Origin of the sequence: Cupriavidus sp. SS-3 (assembly GCF_035818815.1) — a bacterium.
Taxonomy (GTDB): domain Bacteria; phylum Pseudomonadota; class Gammaproteobacteria; order Burkholderiales; family Burkholderiaceae; genus Cupriavidus; species Cupriavidus taiwanensis_C.
In genome coordinates this window covers 1-20,785 of sequence record NZ_JAYLVT010000001.1, presented here as the reverse complement: position 1 = coordinate 20,785, position 20,785 = coordinate 1, and the positions used below count along the sequence as shown (strand labels likewise).

General features: G+C 68.8%; 17 protein-coding genes. 9 read left to right on the top strand and 8 right to left on the bottom strand.

All coding sequences use genetic code 11. The annotated features are described in order from the left end of the window. Positions 1-123 precede the first annotated feature (123 nt). From pepE to U9J39_RS00070, 4 genes are all read right to left on the bottom strand, one after another. Positions 124-879 (bottom strand): dipeptidase PepE, encoded by a 756-nt coding sequence (pepE, locus tag U9J39_RS00085; RefSeq protein WP_116313674.1) that lies wholly within the window; start codon positions 877-879, stop codon positions 124-126. A gap of 30 nt (positions 880-909) precedes the next feature. Continuing rightward, positions 910-2,094, bottom strand: coding sequence for an aminotransferase class V-fold PLP-dependent enzyme (locus U9J39_RS00080; RefSeq protein ID WP_326346248.1), 1,185 nt, complete (start codon positions 2,092-2,094; stop codon positions 910-912). 54 nt (positions 2,095-2,148) lie between these two features. Continuing rightward, positions 2,149-3,756, bottom strand: a complete 1,608-nt coding sequence (locus U9J39_RS00075) for an OPT/YSL family transporter (RefSeq protein ID WP_326346247.1) — start codon at positions 3,754-3,756, stop codon at positions 2,149-2,151. A gap of 64 nt (positions 3,757-3,820) precedes the next feature. Continuing rightward, entirely contained in the window at positions 3,821-4,534 is a 714-nt protein-coding gene (locus tag U9J39_RS00070; protein ID WP_115711910.1) for an IclR family transcriptional regulator, read from the bottom strand. 190 nt (positions 4,535-4,724) lie between these two features. Between U9J39_RS00070 and U9J39_RS00065 the strand changes: the two genes are divergently transcribed. Beyond that, entirely contained in the window at positions 4,725-7,508 is a 2,784-nt protein-coding gene (locus U9J39_RS00065) for a hypothetical protein (protein WP_326346246.1), read from the top strand. An 18-nt stretch (positions 7,509-7,526) separates the two neighbouring features. Here the strand turns inward: U9J39_RS00065 and U9J39_RS00060 are convergent, their stop codons facing one another. Further along, positions 7,527-8,282 carry an IclR family transcriptional regulator gene (locus tag U9J39_RS00060; RefSeq protein WP_326346245.1) on the bottom strand — a complete coding sequence of 252 codons (756 nt, stop codon included), beginning with the start codon at positions 8,280-8,282 and terminating at the stop codon, positions 7,527-7,529. Between the two features lie 212 nt (positions 8,283-8,494). Here U9J39_RS00060 and U9J39_RS00055 point away from each other — a divergent pair, with 212 nt between their 5' ends. The 8 genes from U9J39_RS00055 to U9J39_RS00020 all read left to right on the top strand — a co-directional run bounded on the left by U9J39_RS00055 (position 8,495) and on the right by U9J39_RS00020 (position 17,666). After that, positions 8,495-9,535 carry an LLM class flavin-dependent oxidoreductase gene (locus tag U9J39_RS00055; protein WP_326346244.1) on the top strand — a complete coding sequence of 347 codons (1,041 nt, stop codon included), beginning with the start codon at positions 8,495-8,497 and terminating at the stop codon, positions 9,533-9,535. Positions 9,536-9,758: 223 nt separating this feature from the next. Then, on the top strand, positions 9,759-11,765 hold the full coding sequence (locus tag U9J39_RS00050) for a sigma-54-dependent Fis family transcriptional regulator (protein ID WP_116313669.1): 2,007 nt from the start codon (positions 9,759-9,761) through the stop codon (positions 11,763-11,765). A 362-nt stretch (positions 11,766-12,127) separates the two neighbouring features. Continuing rightward, the gene (locus U9J39_RS00045; RefSeq protein WP_326346243.1) at positions 12,128-13,195 is read left to right on the top strand and encodes an ATP-NAD kinase family protein; all 1,068 of its coding nucleotides are present in this window, start codon (positions 12,128-12,130) and stop codon (positions 13,193-13,195) included. Positions 13,196-13,260: 65 nt separating this feature from the next. Next, complete coding sequence (locus U9J39_RS00040; RefSeq protein ID WP_115711922.1) at positions 13,261-14,274, top strand: thiamine pyrophosphate-dependent dehydrogenase E1 component subunit alpha; 1,014 nt, start codon at positions 13,261-13,263, stop codon at positions 14,272-14,274. 35 nt (positions 14,275-14,309) lie between these two features. Beyond that, positions 14,310-15,326 (top strand): alpha-ketoacid dehydrogenase subunit beta, encoded by a 1,017-nt coding sequence (locus U9J39_RS00035; RefSeq protein ID WP_115682175.1) that lies wholly within the window; start codon positions 14,310-14,312, stop codon positions 15,324-15,326. Beyond that, complete coding sequence (locus U9J39_RS00030; protein ID WP_326346242.1) at positions 15,326-16,441, top strand: acetoin dehydrogenase dihydrolipoyllysine-residue acetyltransferase subunit; 1,116 nt, start codon at positions 15,326-15,328, stop codon at positions 16,439-16,441. The genes U9J39_RS00035 and U9J39_RS00030 overlap by 1 nt, the downstream gene beginning before the upstream one ends. A gap of 74 nt (positions 16,442-16,515) precedes the next feature. Then, positions 16,516-16,857: a carboxymuconolactone decarboxylase family protein gene (locus U9J39_RS00025; protein ID WP_111520933.1), complete on the top strand. Its 342-nt coding sequence runs from the start codon at positions 16,516-16,518 to the stop codon at positions 16,855-16,857. Positions 16,858-16,904: 47 nt separating this feature from the next. After that, positions 16,905-17,666, top strand: coding sequence for a lipoyl protein ligase domain-containing protein (locus U9J39_RS00020; RefSeq protein WP_326346241.1), 762 nt, complete (start codon positions 16,905-16,907; stop codon positions 17,664-17,666). Here U9J39_RS00020 and U9J39_RS00015 read toward each other — a convergent pair. The 3 genes from U9J39_RS00015 to U9J39_RS00005 all read right to left on the bottom strand — a co-directional run bounded on the left by U9J39_RS00015 (position 17,663) and on the right by U9J39_RS00005 (position 20,217). Then, positions 17,663-18,412, bottom strand: coding sequence for a DUF3047 domain-containing protein (locus U9J39_RS00015; protein ID WP_172581805.1), 750 nt, complete (start codon positions 18,410-18,412; stop codon positions 17,663-17,665). The genes U9J39_RS00020 and U9J39_RS00015 overlap by 4 nt on opposite strands. Before the next feature lie 230 nt (positions 18,413-18,642). Next, a complete protein-coding gene (locus tag U9J39_RS00010; RefSeq protein ID WP_115682179.1) occupies positions 18,643-19,464 on the bottom strand; it encodes a hypothetical protein in 822 nt (273 codons plus the stop codon). Positions 19,465-19,827: 363 nt separating this feature from the next. Next, positions 19,828-20,217 carry an OsmC family protein gene (locus tag U9J39_RS00005; RefSeq protein ID WP_115682180.1) on the bottom strand — a complete coding sequence of 130 codons (390 nt, stop codon included), beginning with the start codon at positions 20,215-20,217 and terminating at the stop codon, positions 19,828-19,830. Between the last annotated feature and the right edge of the window lie 568 nt (positions 20,218-20,785).

Below are 20,785 nucleotides of genomic sequence, written 5' to 3'. Positions count from 1 at the left end.
GCTCGCGGGAGAGGGGCCGGGGGTGAGGGCAGGCGCATGGCAAGCATCGCGACGGGCCACTTCGTGGAGACTCCAGCCCTCACCCCCGCCCCTCTCCCATAAATGGGAGAGGGGAGAAAACACTCAGACTTCAAAGCCCGGCCAGTCCACCATCCCCGCCGGCCCAGTGATCTGCGATAACGCGAACGCCTCGCCCTCGCGAATCGTCTCCACCTTGCCCTCGGCAGGGAACCACAGCGCATTGCGCTCGCCCAGCACCAGGCCGGTGGTGCCATCGGAATACAGCGCCGAGCCTTCCGGCAGCGCAAACACCTGTTCCGGCGCGTTGATGTGCAGGAACTCCGCCAGCCGCTCTTCGCGGCTTTCGCCGTTGTGCCCGGCGGGCTTGCCGCTGATGAAGTGCGGGTTGATCTGGAACGGCACCAGTCCCAGTGCGCGCAGCGACGGCGGCTGCACGATCGGCATGTCGTTGGTGGTGCGGATGGTCGGGCAGGCGACGTTGCTGCCGGCGCTCCAGCCCACGTACGGCGTGCCGGCGCGCACCTTGGCGCGGATGGCCTCGACGATGCCGGCGTCATACAGGCGCTTGAGCAGCGCGAAGGTATTGCCGCCGCCGACCGCGATGGCCTCGGCCTGCTGCACGGCGCGCAGCGGATCGGCACTGTGATGGATCGATTCCAGCGCGTAGCCCAGCTTTTCGAACACCGGCCTGACCATGCCCTCGTAGGTATCGAAGCTGAAGGTCACGCCGGCGAACGGTACGAACAGCACCTTGCGCGGCTCATGCTTCAGCAGCGTGTGGAGTTGCTCGCCGGCGTGCTCGAGATAGCCGAGGTTGTCCTTGCGCGAGCTGCTCATCAGGAGGATGCGTTGGGTCATGTCTTGCTTTCCGTCGGTTCAGGTGTGAGGTCAGGCGATCGCTGCGCGCACCAGCGCGGCAACGCGGTCGATCTCGTCATGCGTGTTGAAGTAGTGCAGCGACACGCGCGCCATGGTCGACACGCCGTAGCGCGCCAGGATCGAATCGGCCATGAAGCTGCCGGCTTCGATGATGCATTGCTGCGCTTCCAGCGCGGCCACGATGCGGGCCGGGTCGACGCCGCGCACGTTGAACGGCACGATGCCGATGCGCTGGGCCACGTCGGCCGGGCCGTACAGCTCGAAGCCGGGGATCGACGACAGCTTCGCCACCGCGTATTCCGTCAGGTCGCGCACGCGCGCTTCGATGGCGTCGATGCCGATCGCGGCGGCGTAGTCGATGGCGGTGCCAAGACCCAGGATGGCCGGCACGATCGGGCAGCCCGCTTCGAAGCGCTTCGCGCCCGGCACCAGCGACACTGCGCCGGTGGCGCGGTCATAGGCGCCGTTCCACCAGCCCACCAGCATCGGCTCGACCTGCGCGATCAGCTCGCGGCGCACGTACAGGAAGCCGGAGCCCTCGGTCGCGCGCAGCGCCTTGCGGCCGCAGCCGGCGAGGAAATCGCAGTTCAGTTCGGCAACGTCCGAGCGCAGCATGCCCACGCTCTGCGCGCCGTTGACCAGCGACAGCACGCCGCGCTGGCGCGCCACCGCGCAGATCTGCGCGGCGGGCTGCACCGTGCCGGTGGAATTGGGCAGGTGCGAAAACGTCAGCAGGCGCGTGCGCGGCGTGATGGCCGCGGCAAATGCCTCGGCCGACAGCAAGCCTTCGGCATCGGCGGCCACCATCTTCACCACGATGCCGTGCGATTGCTCGAGCCGGCGCCACGGCAGCAGGTTGCTCAGCATCTCGGTGTCGGCCACCAGCACTTCATCGCCGGCTTGCCAGGCGATGCCGCGCGCGACGATCGAAATGCTCTCGGTCGCGTTCTTGGTGAAGGCGAGCTCGTCGGCCGCGCAGTTCAGCCATCGGGCCAGCGTGGCGCGCACGGCTTCGACGCGCGCATAGGTCTCTTTGCGGAATGCCGGCAGGTAGATGCCGACATGGCCGGTGTCGAGCAGGTAGCTGCGCACGGCGTCGAGCACGGCGTCGGGCGGAATCGACGCGGCGGCGGTATCGAGATAGATGGTGGAAGCCGTCAGCGGGGTGTCGGCGCGGATTGCCTGGATATCCATGGAACGTCTCGGGAAATGACAGAGGGGCGCAGCGCGTGCGCCCGCAGGTAGGGCTTACTTCTTCAGCTTGGTGACCGAACCGAAGAAGCTGAACAGGGCATCGCCCGCGATCACGCCGCCGGCGAAGGCGCTCATCTTGGCCACATGCTTGTCGCCGCGCAGGCGCTGCAGCACGAAGCGGATTGCTAGGCCCGCCAGCACCGCCCAGCCGGCCAGCGGCGAGGCGATCAGCATGCCGGTCGAGAGCAGGATGCCGAGCTGGCGCTTCGAGCCGCCGAGCCACTGCAGCAGGGCGCCGGGAACGGCCCAGATCATCAGGTTGCGCGCGATCTCGGCCGACGAGCCCGCCTTGATCGAGGCCGCGTAGACGCGGTCCACCGGCGGAATCAGGCCCTGCGCGAAGAAGCTGCCGTGGAACACCAGCACCACCACCGCGGCCACCGCGAAGCCGATCATCGCGGCCAGGAACTGCTGCCTGCGCCCGGACAGCTCGGCCTCCATGTCGCGGCCTTCGCCGCGCAGCAGGTAGCCGGTCTTGAGGTCGTAGCCCATGTCGGCGAAGGCCGGGCCAGTGGCGGCCGAAAAGCCCACCAGCACCGCCAGCGCCGTGGGCGGGAAGCCGATCAGGATGCCGATGGTCAGCGTGATCAGCGCCACCGCGAAGGCCGGGAACCAGCCCGAATGCATCGCCGCGATGCCGACGATCAGCTCGTGCACGTAGGCGGCAAAGGCCGCGTACAGCACGAACAGCACCAGCATGCCCAGCGACATGTCCGAGATATGGCCGGCCAGCACCGAGATCAGCAGCGCGATCGCCAGGTAGACCAGGAAGCCGCCCGACAGGATGCGGCTGGCGCGCGCGGCCGGGACTTCGATGGTGCGCGCGTCGGCCGCCGGGGCGTGGCGCGCGCGGCGGATTTCATGGGCCACCTGGAACAGCGCGACGATGCCCGCGCCGATCATCAGCCCGTGCGGGATATAGGCCTTGGCGATGTCGATGCCGGTCAGCGCCACCGAATAGCCGCGCACCAGCAGGCCGATGCCGAACATGGTCAGTGCCGCCAGGTTGCCCAGGAAGGCCGCGCCGAACGCGGACATCGGCACGCCCAGCCATGCGCCGCCCACGCCCACGGCGATGCCCAGTCCCAGGAAGGCCGCCTTGCGCCCGCCGCGGTCGCCGGCCCAGATGGCCTCGGCGGTGGCGATGCCGGCCGGCCAGGTGCCGGTGGCCGGGAAGATCTTGCTGCCGAACAGGAAGTACAGCATCGCGCCGTCGACGAACATGGCGATCACCGCGCCGATCAGCATCGGCGTGGCCAGCTCGGGCATGCCCATCGCATACGGCACGCCGATCGGGATCATCAGCGAGTTGGCGGCGCCGAAGGTGGCCGACGAGATCGCGGTCTGCACCAGGTTCTGGCGCTCGAGCACGCGGAAGCGCCGCGTGATCTCGAGCGGAATGCGCGAGAACACGATCGCGATCAGCGCGCCGATGATCGAGGTGTTGGCCGAGATCCCCAGCGACACGATCAGCTGCATGCCGATCATGGCGCCGAACACGGACAGCGCCACGGAGACCAGCAGCAGCAAGGGCTCCATGAAGCGCGTCCGTGTCGCGGGCGGCGCCGCCATCGGCGCGTTCAGTTGTGTTGGCATGGTCATGTCTTCCACCGCTCCCCGTAGTGTTGTCTGGTTTTGTCTGTTGTGTGTGATGCCTGGCGCGCGCTCAGCGCATGAAACCGGCCACCGGGCCGATGGTGCTGCGCGCCGTGCGCAGCGCCTGCAGCCAGCGCGGCGCCGCCTCCGGCGTCAGCCGCTGCAGCGGACCGGCGATGGCCAGCGACCCGACCACCGCCTGGGTGTCGCGGTGATGCAGCGGCAGCGCCAGCCCGGCCACCGTGGCGGCGGACTCCTCGCAGGTGTAGGCCCAGCCGTCGGCGCGGACCTGCGCCAGCCGCGCTTCCAGCCCGGGCGCGTCGCCGCCAAGCCGGCGCCGGAACGCCTCCGGCTGGAACGCCAGCATGGCCTTGGCATGCGCGCCCGCCTCGAGGGCGAAGCGTTGGCCCACCTCGATCGAAAAGCGCAGCTGGTGCTGGCTGTGCGCGATGTCCGTGCACAGGCCGTGGTCGCCGTCCAGCCACGACAGGAACACGGTTTCACCGCATTCCCGCGCCAGCGCCTCGAGCGCGGGCTGCACCACCTCGGCCGGCGAGAAGGTCTTGCGCGTGACCTGGCCCAGCTCGAACCAGCGCAGCCCGAGCGCGTAGCGTCCCTGCGCGTCCTGCACCAGGAAGCCGTTGGCGGCGAACGTCGCCAGAACGCGGTGCACCACGGCATGGTGCACGCCGCTGTGGCGCGCCAGGTCGCGCACGCCCCAACAGGGCTGGCGCACGGTGAAGTGGGTCAACAGCGCCAGCGCGCCGTCCAGGGTCTTGAGCATTGCCGAGCTGAACTTCGAATTGCGTTGTCTCTATATAAGAGACAACGTCTCTGATACAGAGAAATGCTAGGCCTCGCTGTCACCCGCAACAATCAGGGTTAACGCGCAGTCGTCTCCCGGATCGGGGCGAATATCGACCCATGCGCCCTTGCCTATACTTGGCGCAGGCCGACTGCTACGGGAGGCGCCCATGGCTGCGGAAGACCACGGTTACGGCGACGAAGCGGCCCGCATCGCTCACCGCCGCCGCCTGCTCGGCATCGCGCCGCGCACGCATGAGGGCCAGCGCAACTGGGCGCTGGCGTTGTCCGGCGGCGGCATCCGCAGCGCCACGTTCTGCCTTGGCGTGATGCAGGCGCTGGCCGGCACCGACATGCCGGCCAACACCACGGCTGCGACGCCGGACAGCAGCAGGCCCCAGACCCCCGCGGCAAGCACCGCCGCCTCGGCGCAGACCGTGCCGGGCCTGGCTTCGCTGCTGGCCCAGTTCGATTACCTGTCGACCGTCAGCGGCGGCGGCTATCTCGGCGCTTTCTTCGTCAGCCTGTTCGTGCCCGGTCGCCTGCGCCGCGGCACCGGCCCGGTCCAGGCCGCGGCCGAGGCGTACCACACGCTGCAATGCGAGCCGCCGGGGCGCATCCACACCTCGGTCTCCTATGCCGCCGATCCCGGCCGCGGCGCGGTCGCGTGGCTGCGCGAGAACGGCCGCTACCTGTCGCCCACGGGCGCGGGCGACAACCTCTATGCCGCCGCGCTGGTGGCGCGCAACTGGCTGGCGATGCACTACGTGATCGGCAGCGCGCTGCTGGTGTTGCTGTCGCTGCTGGCGCTGCTGCTGCACGGCGCGGCGGGCGCCTGGTACGGGTTCGGACGCTATGAGATGGACCTGCTCCACGATGCGCGGCAGGCCTTCAACCAGGGCGAATGCGCGATCTGGTGGAGCCCGCTGCTGTGGCTGCCGCTGGTGACGGTGGTGCTCGGCGCGGTGCCGCCCGGCCTGGCGTACTGGCTGGTCTATCCGCGCGCCAGCGAGCCGCAGGCGCCGGGCCGCTTCTTCAGCCCCGCGCCGATGCTGGCCACGCTGCTGGGACTGCTGTTGCTCGCCGCCGCGTACTGGTCGGAACGGATCGGCGCGCAGCCGCTGCCTGCGCAACTCTTTGCCGCGCTGGGCGGGCTGGCCTGGCTTGGCGTGCTGGCCTGCCTGGTAATGCTGCAGGGCGAGCCGCGCACGGTGTCCGGCTATCGCGTGCGGGCCACGCGTGCACTGCGCACGGCGGTCACGCTGACGCTGTGGCTGGCGGCACTGGGCGTGGCCGATACCGTCGCGCGCACCACTTACCTGTATGCCCAGGCTGCCGGCCATCCGTGGGGGGTGGCGCTGCCCGCGAGCGCTCTGGGCGTGCTGGTCTGGCTGGTGCGCTACGGCGCGCGCCGGCTCGACGAAGGCCGCAAGGGCAGCGCCGGTACTGCCTGGCGGGCATTGTGGGCACGCCTGCCGGTTTCGCTGCTGGCCGGGGCGGCCGCGGCGGTGCTGGCTTTGCTGCTGTACGTGCTGTGGTCGTGGCTGGTGCTGTGGGTGCGCTGGAATGGCCGCGAGCCGGTCGACTGGCTGGTGTATGGCACCGCCTACACCGGGCCGGCGCTGGCTACGCTGACGGCCGTGGCACTGGTGCTGGCGCTGGTCGCCGGCCGCTTTACCGGCTTCCTGAACCTGTCCACGCTGCAACCTTTCTACGCGGCGCGCCTCACGCGCGCTTACCTTGGCGCATCCAATGGCGAGCGCTTTGCCGCGCCCGATCCCGATCCGGTGGCGGACCGGCGCCGGCGCGCGCGCTTCAGCGTGGCCGAGCCCGTGCCGGGCGACCAGCTCAGCCTCAATGCCTACTACGATCCGCACGTGCTGGCGCCGCTGCACCTGATCAACGTGACGCTGAACCTGACCGTCGATCCGGCCGAGCAGCTGGTCCAGCGCGACCGCAAGGGCAAGCCGCTGTGCCTGGCACCGGGCGCCGGCCTGCCGCAGCCGGGTGCGGCAAGCGCGGTCGCGCCGGACGCCTATGCGCGCTTCACCGTCGATGGCTGGCAGTGCTGCCCGGATCTGTCATGGCCCTCGTCGGGCAAGCTGGCGCAAGCGCTGACGGTGGGTGACTGGATCGCGATCTCGGGCGCGGCGGTGTCCACCGGGCTGGGCCGTGCCACGACGCTAGGCACATCGCTGCTGCTGGGGCTGGCCAACCTGCGGCTGGGCACATGGTGGCCGTCGTTCCCGGCCCGCTACGCGCGTCGCGGCGGGCGCGAGGGCGAGCGCTGGCGCCATCCCGAACGCGCCACGCATCCGTGGCTGGCCGCCGGCATCTTCCGCACGCAGTATTACCTGGGGTGCGAGCTGAGCGGCCGCTTCCATGGCACGCGGCGCGGCTGGCAATACCTGTCGGACGGCGGTCATTTCGACAACACCGGCGTCTACGAGCTGCTGCGTCCGGGCCGGAACGTCGCGCTGATCGTGCTGTGCGACTGCGGGGCCGATCCCGACTATCGCTTCGGCGACCTTGCCAACCTGATCCGCCTGGCGCGCATCGACCATGGCCTCGAGATCGTCGTCGATACCGAGGCCGCCACCACGCATCCGGTGCTGAGCCGAGTCTTCGGCATGCCGGACGATTTCGTGCCGGGCCAGCCGTCCAGCGCCGGCACCGGCGACAAATGCGCGGTGCTGCTCGACGTGTTCCGCACCGACCCGGCCTGCGCGGCGCCGCGCGCGCGCGTCTGCCGCATCGTGCTGATCAAGCCGCGGCTGGTGTCATGGGCGCCGGCCGACGTGCGGCACTATGGCGCCACGCACCCGGCCTTCCCGCAGCAAGGCACCGGCGACCAGTTCTTCGACGAGGCGCAATGGGAGAGCTACCGGGCCCTGGGACACGCGCTTGGCAAGCGCGTGCTGGGCGGCGACGTGGGCAAGGCGCTGCTGGCCTGATCGCGCGCCAAGCTGGCCTCAGCGCACGAAGCCGATCACGTCTTCCAGTCGGCCGCTGGCATCGCGCAACGCTTCCAGCAGCCGCGGCACGGCGGCGTCGTCAAGCCGCTGCTGCGGCCCGGCGATGGCGACCGAGCCCACCACCGCACTGCGGTCGCGCGACCACAGCGGCAAGGCCAGGCCGGCGACGCTGGCCGCGGCTTCCTCGCGCGTATGCGCCCAGCCGCGTTCGCGCACCTCGGCCAGCTGCTGCTCGATGCGCTCGCGTTCCAGCGTGGTATGCGGACCCATGCGCGCCACGCCCTGGCGGTACACCTCGTCGCGGAAGGCCTCGTCCTGGAACGCCAGCATGGCCTTGGCATGCGCGCCGGCATAGAGCGGGAAGCGCTCGCCCAGCTCGATCGAAAAGCGCAGCTGATGCTGGCTGTGCACCAGCCCCACGCACAGGCCTTCATGGCCGTCGAGCCACGACAGGAACACGGTCTCGCCGCTCTGCGCGGCCAGTTTCTCCAGCACCGGGCGTACGATCTCGTCGGGCGAGAAGCTCTTGCGCACTACCTGTCCCAGCTCGAACAGCCGCAGCCCCAGCGAATACTTGCCGGTGGCCGAATCCTGCACCAGGAAGCCGTTGGCGGCGAACGTGGCCAGCACGCGGTGCACTACGGCGTAATGCACGCCGCTGTGCTTGGCCAGCTCGCGCACGCCCCAGGTGGGCTGGCGCACGGTGAAGTGGGTCAGCAGGGCCAGCGCGCCGTCCAGTGTCTTGAGAGTCATCGATCGTTCCTTCGCATCGGGCTGAATGGTAAGGGCAAGCTGCGCGCGGCTCAATCCTTGCGCCCCGGCTGTGGCCCCACCGCGCCCGGCGATACCCACGCCGCCCGCAGGGCCGCAAAGCCGCCGCCAGCACGATCCGCGCAGGCTCACTAACATAGCGAACCATCCGCATTGCAGCGGCGGCGCACGTGTGGCGCCCGCCAGACCACGACATGAATCGCGACTCTCTCCCCGCCGGCAACGGCGTTGCCTATTCGGTGCTCGACCTCGCCCCCATCCCGCAAGGCAGCGATGCCGGCCAGGCCATGCGCAACTCGCTCGACCTGGCGCGCCATGCCGAGCAGCTGGGCTACCACCGCTACTGGCTGGCCGAGCACCACAACATGCCCGGCATCGCCAGCGCCGCCACCGCGGTGCTGATCGGCTATGTCGCCAACGGCACCCAGCGCATCCGCGTGGGCTCGGGCGGCGTGATGCTGCCCAACCACTCGCCGCTGGTGATCGCCGAGCAGTTCGGCACGCTGGCCTCGCTCTATCCGGGCCGCATCGACCTGGGCCTGGGCCGCGCGCCCGGCACCGACCAGGCCACCGCGCGCGCCCTGCGCCGCCATCTGGCCAGCGACAGCGCCGATACCTTCCCGCAGGACGTGGAAGAGCTGCAGGCCTACTTCGACGACGTGCGCCCGGGCCAGCGCCTGCGCGCGGTGCCCGGGGCCGGCCTGAAGGTGCCGATCTGGCTGCTGGGCTCGAGCCTGTTCAGCGCGCAGCTGGCCGCGGCGATGGGGCTGCCGTTCGCCTTCGCCTCGCACTTTGCGCCGGGCTTCATGCGCCAGGCGCTGGACCTGTACCGGCGCACCTTCCGCCCGTCCGAGACGCTCGACCGGCCCTACGTGATGCTCGGCCTCAATGTGTTCGCGGCCGATACCGGCGACGAGGCGCGCCGGCTGTTCAGCTCGCTGCAGCAGCAGTTCCTGGCGCTGGTGCGCGGCACGCCGGGGCAGCTGCGCCCGCCGGTCGACGATATCGAAGCGCTCTGGAACGAGAGCGAGGCTGACCATATCCGGCGCTCGCTGGCGTGCTCCGTGGTGGGCGACCCGGATGTGGTCGGCGCCGGCATGCAGCGCTTTGTCGATGACCTGCAGCCGGACGAGCTGATGATCACCGGCCAGATCTACGAGCACCAGGCGCGGCTGCGATCGTTCGAGATCGCCGCGGCTGCCGCGCGCAGCCTCAAGGCCAACGCCGCGCTCTGAGCCGTTGCCGGTATGACGCACGCCGCACTTGCGGCGTGCGCCGGCCGCTGTCTTTCATTTCCTGCCGGTTCTGGTTTGCATAGCGCCGAGGCGCTCGGATACATTAGAAGGCCGACACCAGACAGAGGCGTGGCCACCCAGGCACGCGCCCACATAGTCCGCCCGATCCGCCGCCCCCAAGCAATCTCCAGGGGCCGAGGGGCAGCGACGACAGGAGACAGCGATGGACCTGCGGCAACGCGAGCACATCGAGACGGTGGTCCAGGCCACCGCCTACCTATCCCCGCCAGCCCTGCTCGCGGAGCGCATCGCGCATGACGCGATCATCCAGAATTCATGGCGGCGCTGCGTGCACCAGTACGGGCTCGATCCCTCGCGCATGCAGGAGGCGCGCATCCTGCCGCAGACGCGCCTGCGCGAACACCAGGAACGCATCGACGACTTCGCCCGCATCGCCCGCCACGGCCTGCAGAGCCTGCACGCGCAGGTGGCGGCGCTGGGCTATGTGGTGCTGCTGACCGATGCGCAGGGCGTCACGGTCGACTATATCGGCGACACCCACACCGATGCCGCGCTGCGCCACGCCGGCCTCTACCTTGGCGCGGAATGGAGCGAGAGCGGCGCCGGCACCTGCGCGGTCGGCACCGCGCTGGTCACCGGGCAGGCGCTGACCGTGCACCAGGCCGACCATTTCGATGCCACCCATATCCCGCTGACCTGCACCGCCGCGCCGCTGTTCGACACGCATGGCACGCTGCACGCCATCCTCGACATCTCCGCGCTGGTCTCGCCGCAGGCCAAGGACAGCCAGGGCCTGGCGCTGCAGATGGTGCGCATCTACGCCGCGCATATCGAGAACGCCAACTTCCTGCGCGCGCACCGGCGCGACTGGATCCTTAAGCTTAACGTCGCGCCCGAGTTCGTCGACGTCAACCCGGAATACCTGCTGGCGCTCGACGATGCCGGCCGCATCGTCGGCCACAACCATCGCGCCCGCCTGATGCTGGAAACCGAACTGGCCGGCATGCCCGGCGCCACCGTGCTCGGGCAGCCGTTCGAGACCTTGTTCGACGCCCGGCTCGAAGACCTGGGCCGCTATGTCTACTCGCGTCCCAGCGAGCAGCGCCTGGTCGCGCTCAACCGCAGCGGCGGCCTGCTGTACCTGAGCGTGATGCCGCCCGCGCTGGGCTGGCAAGCTCCAGCGGCACCGGCGCAGGTGGCGATGCCGGCGCCGCTGGCGGCGCTCAGCGGCGGCGACGCCGCGCTGGCGCAGCAGCTGGAGCGCGCCGCGCGTCTGGTCGATTCCCCGATCCACCTGCTGATCCAGGGCGAAACCGGCAGCGGCAAGGAGTTCTTCGCCAAGGCGCTGCACCAGGCCAGCGCGCGCCGCGCCGGGCCCTTTGTCGCGGTGAACTGCGCGGCGATTCCGGAGACCCTGATCGAGAGCGAGCTGTTCGGCCACCTGCCCAACAGCTTTTCGGGCGCCGGCTCGCGCGGCAAGCGCGGGCTGATCCAGGAGGCCGACGGCGGCACGCTGTTCCTGGACGAGATCGGCGACATGCCGCGCGAGCTGCAGTCGCGGCTGCTGCGCGTGCTGGCCGAGGGCGAGGTGCTGCCGGTGGGCGCCGCGCGCCCGGTGCCGGTACGCCTGCGCGTCATTTCGGCCACGCACCATCGCCTGGAGCAATTGGTGGCCGACGGCCGCTTCCGCGAGGACCTCTACTACCGCCTGAACGGCGCGCGCTTCGAACTGCCGCCGCTGCGCGCCCGCACCGACCTGGACTGGCTGGTGCGCAAGCTGCTGCAGGAAGGCGCGGTCGAACCGGTGACGCTGTCACCGGCCGCGAGCGAGCGGCTGCGCCGCCACCGCTGGCCGGGCAACCTGCGCGAACTGCGCAACGTGCTGGAGTACGCGCGCGCGGTCTGCAGCGGCGGCTATATCGACGTGCACGACCTGCCCGATGCCGTCGCCGGCACCGCCGAACCGGCTGCCGTAGCGGCCCAGCCGGCATCAGCCGATCGCGCCCCGGACCACGGCACCGCCGCCCCGTTCGACCCGCACCAGCTGCCCCCCGAGGGCATGCTGCTGATGCAGTACCTGCGCGCCTCGGGCTGGAACCTGAGCGCGGTCGCGCGCCAGATCGGCATCAGCCGCATGACGCTGTACCGGCGCATGGAGCGCTACGGCATCCAGTCGCCTAACCGGCGCGACGGCGGGGAGCAGGCGTAGCACTGCGCCGTAGGCAAGGCCGGCAGCGCTGGCGCGGCTGCCGGGCGTACCCGTTTCTGCGACGCCGTTCGCGGCCTTTCGTCTTCCGGATTTCTCTTGACGCCGGCTTTCGCCAGGCGTGCGGCCACGCCGGTGATAAGACGTTACGCGTGTCCACTCCATACACCTGCACTGTGACACCTGTCTCGCCCTGACGGCCACCCAGGCCGCTCGCCCGTCGCAAGCGGCAGCGATTTTTGCGGGTTATCCCTGAAGCCAGGGCCCCGCAACCGCCCGCCTTGTGCCATCGCGATGCCATCCGGCCACTGGCACAGCCATTGCAATGTCGCCTGTCACCACAACGACAACACAGGAGACAGGCAATGGGGCAGCCAAGGTTCGCCGATGCGCCGCTGGTCGGCATCATCGCCAATCCGGTTTCGGCGCGCGACATCCGCCGCGTGATCGCCAACGCCAACAGCCTGCAACTGGCTGACCGCGTCAATATCGTGCTGCGGCTGCTGGCCGCGCTGTCATCGTGCGGCGTGCAGCGCGTGCTGATGATGCCCGATCGCGAGGGCCTGCGCGTCATGCTGGCACGGCACCTGGCGCACCGCCAGGGACCGGATTCGAGCCTGCCCGAGGTCGCGTATCTGGACATGCCGGTGGCCTCGCGCGTCGACGACACGCTGCATGCCGCGCGCTGCATGGCCGATGCCGGCGTGGCAGCGATCATCGTGCTGGGCGGCGACGGCACCCACCGCGCCGTGGCGCGCGAATGCGGCGCGGTGCCGATCGCAGGACTGTCGACCGGCACCAACAATGCCTACCCCGAGATGCGCGAGCCCACCATCACCGGGCTCGCCACCGGCCTCTATGCCACCGGCCGCATTCCAGCCAGCCAGGCGCTGGCGTCGAACAAGCGCCTGGACATCGTCATCCGCGACGGCAATGGCACCTTCCGCCGCGACATCGCGCTGGTCGACGCGGTGATCTCGCACGAACACTTCATCGGCGCGCGCGCGCTGTGGAAGACCGACACGCTGGCCGCGGTCTACGTGTCCTTTGCCGACCCCGAGGCGATCGGGCTGTCCGCCATCGCCGGCTTGCTCGAGCCGGTGGGTCGGCGCGAAGCGGGCGGCCTTGCGATCGAACTGGCGGCGCCGGGCGCGGGCGAATTCGAACTGAGCGCGCCGATTGCGCCCGGCCTGATGTGCACCGTTCCCATCGCCGGCTGGCAGCGGCTCGCGCACGGCCGCCCCCATCGCGTGCGCCAGCGCAGCGGCGTCGTCGCGCTGGACGGCGAGCGCGAGCTGACCTTCGGCCCGGACGACGAAGTCACCGTCACGCTGCACGACCACGCATTCCGCAGCATCGACGTCGCCGCGTGCATGCGCCACGCGGCGCGCCACCAGCTGATGCGCAGCGTGCCGCAGCACGTCCTGGCCTGAGCACGCCGGGCCGCGCACCCACCGATTTTCTTGAAGTGCAACACCTGAAAACGAAGGAGACAGAGATGACAGCCAGAGCTTCGCAAGATCCGGCGCAATCCCGCGGCGCGCTGCCGCTCGACAAGGAGACGCTGCTGACGGTGTACCGCAAGATGCGCACCATCCGCGATTTCGAGGAGCGCCTGCACGTGGACTTCGCGCGCGGCGACATCCCGGGCTTTGTCCACCTGTACGCGGGCGAGGAAGCCGCGGGCGTCGGCATCCTGCATCACCTGCACGACGGCGACCGCATTGCCAGCACGCACCGCGGCCATGGCCACTGCATTGCCAAGGGCGTCGATCCGGTGGCGATGATGAAGGAGATCTACGGCAAGAAGGGCGGCTCGTGCAATGGCAAGGGCGGCTCGATGCATATCGCCGACCTGTCCAAGGGCATGATGGGCGCCAACGGCATTCTCGGCGCGGGCGCGCCGCTGATCTGCGGCGCCGCGCTGGCGGCCAGGTTCCGCGGCAAGGGCGAGGTCGGCATTACCTTCTGCGGCGACGGCGCCTCCAACCAGGGCACCTTCCTGGAAAGCCTGAACCTGGCCGCGGTGTGGAACCTGCCGGTGATCTTCGTGATCGAGAACAACGGCTACGCCGAATCGACCTCGCGCGACTACGGCACCGCGGTCGACAGCTACGTCGACCGCGCCGCGGGCTTCGGCATCCCGGGCGTGACCGTCGACGGCACCGATTTCTTCGCGGTCCACGAAGCCGCCGGCGAAGTCATCCGCCGCGCCCGCGAGGGCGGCGGCCCGTCGCTGCTCGAATGCAAGATGGTCCGCTTCTACGGCCACTTCGAAGGCGATGCGCAGACCTACCGTGCTGCCGGCGAACTCGATGACATCCGCGCCAACAAGGATTGCCTGAAGCTGTTCGGCCGCACCGTGACGCAAGCCGGCGTGATCGCGCGCGAAGAGCTGGACGCGATCGACCGCGAAGTCGCCGCGCTGATCGAGCACGCCGTGCAGGAAGCCAAGGCGGCGCCCCAGCCGGGCCCGGAAGACCTGCTGACCGACGTCTACGTCAGCTACTGATCCGCCACGCGCAAACCAATTATCAGGAGACAGACATGGCTCGCAAACTGAGCATCAAGCTGGCGATCAACGAGGCGATCGACCAGGAAATGACCCGCGACCCCAGCGTCATCATGCTGGGCGAGGACATCGTCGGCGGCGCCGGCGCGGACGGCGAGAAGGACGCCTGGGGCGGCGTGCTGGGCGTGACCAAGGGCCTGTATGCCAAGCATGGCGACCGGCTGCTGGACACGCCGCTGTCCGAATCCGCCTACGTGGGCGCCGCCATCGGCGCCGCGGCGTGCGGCATGCGCCCGATCGCGGAACTGATGTTCATCGACTTCATGGGCGTTTGCTTCGACCAGATCTTCAACCAGGCCGCCAAGTTCCGCTACATGTTCGGCGGCAAGGCCGAGACCCCGGTGGTGATTCGCGCCATGGTCGGCGCGGGCTTCCGCGCCGCCGCGCAGCACAGCCAGATGCTGACGCCGCTGTTCACGCATATCCCCGGCCTGAAGGTGGTGTGCCCGTCCACGCCGTACGACACCAAGGGGCTGCTGATCCAGGCGATCCGCGACAACGACCCGGTGATCTTCTGCGAGCACAAGAACCTCTATGGCCTCGAAGGTGATGTCCCGGAAGGCGCCTATGCCATCCCGTTCGGCGAGGCCAATATCGTGCGCGACGGCAAGGACGTGTCGATCGTCACCTACGGGCTGATGGTGCATCGGGCGCTGGAAGCGGCGGCGACGCTGGCGAAGGAGGGGATCGAGGCCGAGATCGTCGACCTGCGCACGCTCTCGCCGCTGGACATGGATACGGTGCTGGAGTCGGTAGAGAACACCGGGCGCCTGGTCGTCGTGGATGAAGCCAGCCCGCGCTGCAATATCGCCACCGATATCTCGGCGCAGGTCGCGCAGCAGGCCTTCGGCGCGCTCAAGGCCGGCATCGAGATGGTGTGCCCGCCGCATACCCCGGTGCCGTTCTCGCCCACGCTGGAAGACCTGTATATCCCCAGTGCGGCACAGATCGTCAATGCCGCGCGCAAGACCGTGAAGGGAGGCAAGCACTGATGGCAACGGATGCAATCACCCCGATCGTGATGCCCAAATGGGGCCTGTCGATGAAGGAAGGCACGGTCAATGCCTGGCTGGTCGACGAAGGCACCGAGATCACCGTGGGCATGCCGATCCTCGATGTGGAAACCGACAAGATCGCCAATGCGGTGGAGGCGCCCGACGCGGGCACGCTGCGCCGCAAGGTGGCGCAGGCCGGCGACGTGCTGCCGGTGAAGGCGCTGCTTGGCGTGCTGGCCCCTGCGGAGGTGAGCGATGCGCAGATCGATGAATACGTCGCGGCTTATGAAACGCCGGCGGACGACAGCGGCGACGAGGATGCCGCCAGCGCGTACCAGTTTGCCGAGGTCGACGGCATCCGGGTCCGCTATGCCCGCAAGGGCGACGGCGCCCAGGCCGTGCTCTTCATCCACGGCTTTGGCGGAGACCTGGACAACTGGCTGTTCAACCTCGATCCCCTGGCCGACGCGTACACCGTGGTGGCGCTCGACTTGCCCGGCCACGGACAGTCGTCGCCGCGGCTCGCGGGCACGACGCTGGCGCAGATGGCCGGCTTTGTAGCGCGTTTCATGGACGAAGCCGGGATCGACGCCGCGCATGTGGTCGGCCACTCGATGGGCGGCGGCGTGGCCGCGCAGTTGGCCGTGGATGCGCCGCAGCGGGTGCTGTCGGTGGCGCTGGTGTCGCCGGTCGGCTTCGGCGAAGCCGTCAACAGCGCCTACACCGACGGCTTCGTCAAGGCGCAGTCGCGGCGCGAGCTCAAGCCCGTGGTCGAGCTGCTGTTTGCCGACCCGGGGCTGGTGAGCCGGCAGATGCTGGACGACCTGTTGCGCTACAAGCGGCTCGATGGCGTCGACGAGGCACTGACCGCGCTCGGCCAGGGCCTGTTCGGCGGCGGCCGGCAGAGCGAGCAGCCGGGCCAGCGCCTGGCCGACAGCGGCAAGCGCGTGCTGGTGGTGTGGGGCGGCCAGGACCGCATCATCCCGGCCGCGCATGCCGAGGCGGCGCCGCCCGACGCTACCGTCAAGGTCTTTGCCGATGCCGGCCATATGAGCCAGATGGAGAAGGCCAACGACTTCAACGCGCTGCTGAAGACCCACCTGGCCGGCTGATGCCGCCCCCGGACGGCGCCACCATGCGCCGTCCAGGCGGCCCCCGGGGCCGATTTACCAAAGGACACTTACACATGACCACAGACCTGAAGACCCGCCTGGCGGAGATCAACAAGCAATTCGGCGCGCTCGGCCAGGCCCAGCCCGGCACCATGAGCGCCTTCCAGGGCGTGATGAAGGCTGCCACGCAACAGGGCAGCCTGCCCGCCGAACTCAAGGAACTGGTGGCGGTCGCACTCGCCGTGCAGAAGGGCTGCGACGACTGCGTGCTGTTCCACACCAGCCAGGCACTGCGCCATCGCGCGAGCCGCGAGCAACTGGCCGAAGTGCTCGCCGTCAATATCGAGATGGGTGGCGGCCCCGGCGCGATGTACGCGGCCAAGGCGCTGGCGTATTTCGATGCGCTCAACGCCTAGGGTTGCTAGACTCGGCGCATCGCCATTCCCGGGCAGCTTCCCAACCGATGCCGTTTGAACTTGTCGATACCGTCGCCCCGGACCACGCGGGCAGCGACCCGCTGCAGGAAGAACTGGCGCTGCTCGAACTCGCGGCGCAGGGCCGGCAGGTGGCACGGTTGTGGGAGGCACCGCTGTCGCTGGTGGTGCCGCGCACCTACCTGCGCCACGCGGCGCTGGAGACTGCGCGCGCCGATTTCGCGCAGCAGGGTTGCCCCGTGTTCTTGCGCATGTCCGGCGGCGGCCTGGTTCCGCAAGGGCCCGGCATCCTCAACCTGAGCCTCGCTTACGCCGTCGGCCAGCCGCCAGGCGCGCTCAGCGACGCGGTCTACCTGCACTTGTGCGCGGTGATCGGCGGCGCGCTGCAAACGCTCGGCATCGAGACCCACTGGCAGGCGGTGGCCGGCTCATTTTGCGACGGCCGCTACAACCTCGCCTGGGGGCCGCCCGAAGCCGCCCGCAAGATCGCCGGCACGGCCCAGTACTGGCGGCGCGCGCCAGCGGCCATGCAGGCGGCCGATGGCCAGCGCCACCTGGTGCTTGCCCACGCGGTGCTGCTGGTCAGCGCCGACCCGGAGCAGATCAATGCGCGCGCCAATGCCTTCGAGGCGGCCATCGGCAGCGAACGGCGGTATGGCGCGGACAAGGTGGTCAGCGTGCGCGAGGCGTTGCTGTCCGTCGGACACGCCGTGAAGGACGATGTCGCACTGATGCCCGAGGTCGCGGTTGCGCTGCGATGGAGTCTCGGACAGCATCTCGCCCCGGTCTAGTTCTTCGCCGCGGTGTCCGGCAGGAAGCGGATATCGCCATACCAGGCGCGGCTGGCGGCGTGGGTATTGTCGGTGTCGGTCATAAGGCCGTAGGCCTTGAGCGGTCCGGGCGGCTCGTGGAAGACGCGTTCATAGTCGCGCGCCAGATTGCGCCGCAAGTTCTGCCATTTGCCGGCATCGTCGGCGCCGGATACCACGATCATCTGCACGCGGCCGGTATGCGGGTTGGGGATGACGCTGCCGGGCGCGGCGCTGGTCGACCAGACATACATCAACGTGGCATAGGGCAGTTCCTCCCCCGCCACGGTTTTCGCCAGCTGCATCGCGGCGCGGTCGCCCAGCGAGAGCTTGCTGGCGTCGCCGTCGAAGAAGAACACCAGCCGCGCCGGCGCGTCCTCGCGCGCGCCATCGCGGTTGTCGGCGCCGGGAATCGCGCCTTCTGCCTTCCAGCGCCAGGCCACCACGGGCGTGCGCGACAGGTCCACGTTGCCCGCATGCATCAGCGCCGACGCCGAGTCCTTGGCTTGCGCCCGCAGCACCGTGGTGCCGCCCTCGGTCACCAGCTGGTACTCGGTCCTGGCCTTGCCTTCGGCGACCGGTAAATTTTTCCAGTCATTCGGCAGCGCGCCGCCCGGCTTGCGGTCGGAAAGGACAAGTCCAGGCTTGCCGCTCTGCGCCGGCGCTGAAAGCGGGGCCAGCAGCAGCGTGGCACACAGGGCAATGGGCAACGCATGGGTGGTCGTCATGGCGGATCAGCGGAATACGAGACGTGGGACCGAACGCAAACCGTGTGCCCGAGCGCCGTGGACCCTGTCCGATCTGACCACCACAAAAAAAATCGCGGCCCACGAGGGGCCGCAAATCGGGAATGCGAGGAGTGTCAAATTCCTCAGGAGACGTTATCGACGCAAACCGGCGTCCCAAGACCCCTCTTCCGTGGGGTCTATTGATCACAACTATGAATGCGAGCGACCGCTTACGCGATCAGGTAGGCGGGAGGCGGCTCTGGTCGGACCGAGGCGCGCAGTTTGCGGACATTCGCTTCCAGTTCGGCGTGGGCTGCGTCGAGCCAGTCCACGCGATGCCGAACCGGATCCTTGGCCGACAGGGCGCTGGCGGCGATCTCTCGCAGGAAGTAACGCACCATGCTGCCCGCGCGCGCCGGCACCGGCATCATTCCCAGCAACTGGCGGCGCGCCAGCAACCGGCGTGTGACCGCGTGCTGCAGCGCGGCCCAGGCGGTGCGGCCCAATGCGATATACAGCGCGTCGGTGCGCATCTGCCGCACGGCGCCCAGGAACTGCGTCTCGAAGACGTCGCGCAGCATCGGCGCGTCCAGCAGTTCTTCCAGCGGGCCATCGAATGCCAGGCCACGCCGCGTGGTGGCATGCGGCAACAGGGCGAGCGGCTGCAGGCGCTCGAAGCCATCGTTCCACAAGGCGGCGGCGTGCGGCAGCCCCACCAGCTCCGGCACGCGGAAGTGGTCAAGCATGCGGATCAGGTTGGGCCGTACCAGCTTGCCGCCCAGTTCAACGCGCCGCTTGTTCTCGCGCTGGATTACACGGCCCGGCGCATGGGAGCGCAGCAGTTCCTCGGTCACCGCGGCGGCCAGCCGCACGTGCGCATGGCCCGGCGTGGTGCTGACCAGCACCAGCGCTGCCTGCGGATTCAGGTATTCGCACGGTACGTAGTGCATGGCGTAGCTGCTGTCCCGCGCCACCACGACGGGTTTCGCGATCACGCCGCCGGCGCCCGCAAGCCGTATCTGCGCGCAATAGGCTTCAATGAAATTGGTCAAGGCATCCCCCCGCTCGCTTCGTTATTTAAGCGTTTTTATTGTTTTTGCTTTTCGCCATGGTAAGCCGGCGGTGGGGTGCAAAGTGTGTCGGCACCGCCGTTTTGACCACTTCCCGGACGGAACTTGGTGGGCCAGCCAACACAGCACATGGGCGTTGCGTCAACGGGGTGGGATCGCGGCGTAGCGTATTGCGGCTGGCGGTCATGACCGTGACACGGCATCCCGCAAAAGAAAAAAGCCGGACACGGATGCCGTGTCCGGCTAACCCATTTGCTGACTCAGGCGGTGTCAGAACCCGAGAACTCAAATGCTAACGATTCTCATTTTCTGTGGCAACCCCATGCCGTGACCGGGGCGCGCCGGTCATACCATCGAGGTCTGGATCGAAACCTGGCCGGACAGGGTCTTGTGCACCGGGCAACGATTGGCGACGCGCAGCAGGTCTTCGAGGATCTGGGGCGACAGGTCGCCGCTGACCCTGACCTCGCGCTGCATCGTATAGGTGCCGTTGGCTTCTTCATGACCGACCGAAACATGGACGTCAGTGACCGCGTAGCCCTTGCGTTTCGCATACAGCTGCAAGGTCAGGGTGGTGCAGGCAGCCAGGGCCGAGTCCAGCAGGTCATGCGGGTTCGGGTAGCGGGTGTCGCCGCCGGCGGAAGCGTCCAGATCGGCTTGCCACTCGGCAGTGCCGTTGGTCAGCTGGCAGATGCTGTTGCCCTGGCTTGGCTTCCATGTCGCTTGGATAGTCATCGAACGTCCCCATCTCGTCAAAGAGCGGCCCCGCGGGCCGGAACGGCCATTCTATAAGCAGCCTGGCCTCCAGTGAGAAGCGCCGAAAGCGGCGCATTTGTGCCAGTTTCGGCTGGTTCGCAGAAACCGCTTGCCAACCCCGTCGCGCTCGCTTACTATTCGCCCCCTCGCAACACGACGCGGCACCTGCAAGGCAGGCGCAGCAAGGGATGCGGGGTCGACCGGGAGGTTGGCGCGGCGAAGTTTGCAGCGCTGACGGCAGCAAAAAAGATTGCGGCAAACGGTTGACGAAACGAAGAAAGCTCTGCATAATCTCGTTTCTCTGCTGCAGACAACGCAGCGCGCTGAACGGCAAAGCCGGGTGGCGAAGTTCTTTAACAAACAAACAACCGATAAGTGTGGGCGCTGGGTAGCGGACGCCGCTGTCTACAGACAGTGATGCTTCAAGTTATACAGTGCTCGCACAGCAAAACGTGACTGGATCTTCGGATCTGGTCAGTCAGTTTTCTGAGAGTGAGCGACCGCTCGAAAGAGCGAGGACCTTCGGGTCCACACAGAGATTGAACTG

Bases quoted from the DNA above. Each gene is read 5' to 3' on its own strand.
- pepE (WP_116313674.1), bottom strand. From the start codon at position 879: ATGACCCAACGCATCCTCCTGATGAGCAGCTCGCGCAAGGACAACCTC.
- U9J39_RS00080 (WP_326346248.1), bottom strand. From the start codon at position 2,094: ATGGATATCCAGGCAATCCGCGCCGACACCCCGCTGACGGCTTCCACC.
- U9J39_RS00075 (WP_326346247.1), bottom strand. From the start codon at position 3,756: ATGACCATGCCAACACAACTGAACGCGCCGATGGCGGCGCCGCCCGCG.
- U9J39_RS00070 (WP_115711910.1), bottom strand. From the start codon at position 4,534: ATGCTCAAGACCCTGGACGGCGCGCTGGCGCTGTTGACCCACTTCACC.
- U9J39_RS00065 (WP_326346246.1), top strand. From the start codon at position 4,725: ATGGCTGCGGAAGACCACGGTTACGGCGACGAAGCGGCCCGCATCGCT.
- U9J39_RS00060 (WP_326346245.1), bottom strand. From the start codon at position 8,282: ATGACTCTCAAGACACTGGACGGCGCGCTGGCCCTGCTGACCCACTTC.
- U9J39_RS00055 (WP_326346244.1), top strand. From the start codon at position 8,495: ATGAATCGCGACTCTCTCCCCGCCGGCAACGGCGTTGCCTATTCGGTG.
- U9J39_RS00050 (WP_116313669.1), top strand. From the start codon at position 9,759: ATGGACCTGCGGCAACGCGAGCACATCGAGACGGTGGTCCAGGCCACC.
- U9J39_RS00045 (WP_326346243.1), top strand. From the start codon at position 12,128: ATGGGGCAGCCAAGGTTCGCCGATGCGCCGCTGGTCGGCATCATCGCC.
- U9J39_RS00040 (WP_115711922.1), top strand. From the start codon at position 13,261: ATGACAGCCAGAGCTTCGCAAGATCCGGCGCAATCCCGCGGCGCGCTG.
- U9J39_RS00035 (WP_115682175.1), top strand. From the start codon at position 14,310: ATGGCTCGCAAACTGAGCATCAAGCTGGCGATCAACGAGGCGATCGAC.
- U9J39_RS00030 (WP_326346242.1), top strand. From the start codon at position 15,326: ATGGCAACGGATGCAATCACCCCGATCGTGATGCCCAAATGGGGCCTG.
- U9J39_RS00025 (WP_111520933.1), top strand. From the start codon at position 16,516: ATGACCACAGACCTGAAGACCCGCCTGGCGGAGATCAACAAGCAATTC.
- U9J39_RS00020 (WP_326346241.1), top strand. From the start codon at position 16,905: ATGCCGTTTGAACTTGTCGATACCGTCGCCCCGGACCACGCGGGCAGC.
- U9J39_RS00015 (WP_172581805.1), bottom strand. From the start codon at position 18,412: ATGACGACCACCCATGCGTTGCCCATTGCCCTGTGTGCCACGCTGCTG.
- U9J39_RS00005 (WP_115682180.1), bottom strand. From the start codon at position 20,217: ATGACTATCCAAGCGACATGGAAGCCAAGCCAGGGCAACAGCATCTGC.